This window comes from Deltaproteobacteria bacterium, assembly GCA_009930495.1.
Taxonomy (GTDB): Bacteria; Desulfobacterota; Desulfovibrionia; order Desulfovibrionales; family Desulfomicrobiaceae; genus Desulfomicrobium.
Window position 1 is genome coordinate 1 of record RZYB01000242.1, and the last position, 3,160, is coordinate 3,160.

The window sequence follows — 3,160 nt, forward strand, 5'->3', positions numbered from 1 at the left end:
AGGCCCAGGCCCGCGCCTTCCTGCTCCGGGTTCCTGGCCAGACCGCTTTGCGTGAACATTTCGAAAATATCCTGGATCTTTTCCGGAGGAATGCCGATGCCCGTGTCCGAAATAACGAACAGAACACGGGTTTTGGTCTGATTCGGGCAGGGGAGGGGATAGGCCTCCATGGAGACGTCGCCCCGGGGCGTGAATTTGATGGCGTTGCCGATCAGATTGAAGAGCACTTGCCGCAGGCGGAGGGCGTCGCTGATGATGTAAGGCGGAACGGACGGATGCACGTGGCTGGTCATGCACACGTGGTGATCCATGGCGGCCTTGCGGAAGAGCATCATGGCGTCGCGGAAAATATCCGGAATATGCAGGGCGTCGGCATGGATGCGCAGTTTGTCGGCCTCGATCCGTGACAGATCCATGATGTCGGTCAGGAGGATGCCGAGCCGCTTGCCGGATTGCAGGGCAATGTCCAGCAGTTCGGATTGATCGGGCTCCGAGGCCGAGGCCTGGAGGAGTTGCAGCATGCCCAAAAGGCCGTTCAAGGGGGTGCGGATTTCATGGCTCATGTTGGCCAGGAATTCACTCTTGGCTTTACTGGCCTGTTCCGAGGCTTTTTTGGCTTCGATCAGTTCCCGCTGGGTGTACATGATCTGGGTGATGTCCTGGGCAATGACCACTGTTCCGGTTACGTGTCCCCGTTCGTCGAAAACCGGTTCCGCCCGCCGGTCCCAGATCCGGCCATCCGGACTTTGCACGACGCCGTTTTGCGGAATTCGGTCGCGCAGGGCCTGAACCGTTGGACAATGGGCGCAGACACGGGGATTTTGGCTCCATAGGGCCTGGCAGGTATGGCCCACCAGACTGTCGACACCCAATGTCTTGGCGGCGTATCGGTTCGCCCATTGAATTTGTAACGTCGTGTCGACAAAGGTCAGGCTGGCCGCGATGCCGTCGAGCAGGGCCCGCTTCTGGGCTTCGCTGGTGCGCAGCGCGGCCTCGGCGTTTTTACGCGAGGTGATGTCCGTATGCGCGCCGGCCATGCGATAGGGGTGCCCGGTCTGGTTGCGCAGGCAGGTGCCACGGCCAAGGATCCAGCGGTACGAGCCGTCTCGGTGGCGGATACGGTATTCGATTTCAAAGTGGGTCGCGTCGCTGAACGTGAAACGGTTGTTGGCGGCCATGACCTGGTTGAAATCCTCGGGATGAATCCGACTGATCCAGACCGAGATTTCGTTGGGCAGCTCATGATCCTCGTAGCCGAGGATTTCCTTCCAACGTGGCGAGAAATAGACGTCGTCCGTGTTTCGGTTCCAGTCCCAGATTCCGTCGTTGGTGCCGCTGATGGCCAGAAGGTAGCGTTCCTGGCTGGCCTGGAGTTGGGCTTCCATCTGAACCAGGCGGGCGCACGCGATTTGCAGTTCGGAAGGCGTGTCGTCGACCATGGCGTCCTTAATTGGTTGGCGCGGATTGCGATGGCGGGAACCAAAGCACAATTTCTTCCGAATCTCCATGATTTTTTAGGTTGTTCCGGAGGGGCTTCCTTTGTACGTGGTCATTCTGCAGCCACTTGGATAATCAGGACTTTCATGGCCATTTGGCCCGGGTATTTCAAGAGGGAGCTCCCAATGCATCTTTCCTGTTTCAAGGCCTACGATCTGCGCGGCAAGGTTCCCGACGAACTGGATGAAACCCTGGCCTACCGTATTGGTCGGGCGTACGCGGCCTATTTGTCTTCCGAGCGCGTGGTGGTGGGCCATGACATCCGGCTTTCCAGTCCGGGCCTAGCCTTGGCCCTGACCCGGGGACTGATCGAAGGCGGCGTTGATGTTTTCACCTTGGGCGAATGCGGCACCGAGGAAGTGTATTTCGCGGTTTTCGATCAGGACATGGACGGCGGCATCATGGTCACGGCCAGTCATAATCCACGGGATTACAATGGGATGAAGTTTGTGCGCGAGCAATCCCGGCCCATTGGCGGAGACACGGGGCTGTTTGCCATCCGGGATTTGGTCGAGGCCAATGATTTTTCCACCCCGCGTCGTCTGGGACACCTTCATGGTTTGAACACCCGCGAGCGATACCGCGATCATCTTTTGTCGTACGTGGACCAAAGCCGGCTGTCGCCCCTGTCCCTCGTCGTCAATGCCGGCAATGGCGGAGCCGGGGCCATTGTCGACCTGCTGGAACCCAGGCTGCCGTTTGTCTTTCACAAGATCCTCCACGAACCGGATGGATCATTCCCCCATGGTGTCCCCAATCCGCTCCTCCCTGGGAATCGGGACATGACGGCCCGCGCCGTGCGCGAAACCGGCGCGGATTTGGGGCTGGCCTGGGACGGTGATTTCGATCGCTGTTTTTTCTTCGACGAAACCGGCCGCTTTATCGAGGGATATTACCTGGTTGGATTGTTGGGACGGAGTTTTTGCGCCAAGCATCCCGGGGCGGGCATCATCCACGATCCACGGCTGACCTGGAACACCATCGAAGCCGTGCGGCAGTCTGGAGGCCGGCCGATCATGTCCAGGACCGGACATGCATTCATCAAGGAGCGGATGCGTCGGGAAGATGCGGTTTACGGGGGAGAGATGAGCGCTCATCATTATTTTCGCGATTTTGCCTACTGTGATTCGGGCATGATCCCCTGGCTGCTCGTGGCGGAGCTGATGAGTGTCACGAGACAACCGCTGTCGGCCCTGGTGGACGAGGCCATGGCCGCTTTCCCGGCCAGCGGGGAAATCAATCGCCGCGTGTCCGACGCCAAGGCCGCCATCGCCCGCGTCGAGGCGCGATTCGCCCCGGAAGCCCTGGCTCGGGATGACACCGACGGCTTGAGCCTGGAGTTTTCGGACTGGCGTTTTAATTTGCGTTCGTCCAATACAGAGCCTGTGTTGCGGCTAAATGTGGAGTCTCGTGGAAACCAAGGTTTGATGATGAAGAAAACAGCTCAAATTCTGGCCATTCTCGACAAAGAGCAATGAACCGGGAACAGGAGCGCCTCTGAAGCCCAACGTGGTTTGGGGCCTTGGTGGTGAATCCATGGAAAGAATAAAAAGTGCTTGCCTTTTTCGAGCACTTTGGGCAGTTCCTGTTCTCGCGTTGTGGGGCTGTAGCTCAGCTGGGAGAGCGCTTGAATGGCATTCAAGAGGTCGTCAGTTCGATCCTG

At 58.6% G+C, this 3,160-nt stretch carries 2 protein-coding genes; one reads left to right on the top strand and one right to left on the bottom strand.

Going from position 1 to position 3,160, the window contains the following annotated elements; translation table 11 throughout:
• On the bottom strand, positions 1-1,508 hold a 1,508-nt coding region (locus EOL86_13195; GenBank protein ID NCD26530.1), incomplete at its 3' end, for a PAS domain S-box protein.
• 114 nt (positions 1,509-1,622) lie between these two features.
• On the opposite strand from EOL86_13195, the gene EOL86_13200 reads away from it, so the two are divergent.
• A complete protein-coding gene (locus tag EOL86_13200) occupies positions 1,623-2,975 on the top strand; it encodes a phosphomannomutase (GenBank protein ID NCD26531.1) in 1,353 nt (450 codons plus the stop codon).
• Positions 2,976-3,160 lie beyond the last annotated feature (185 nt).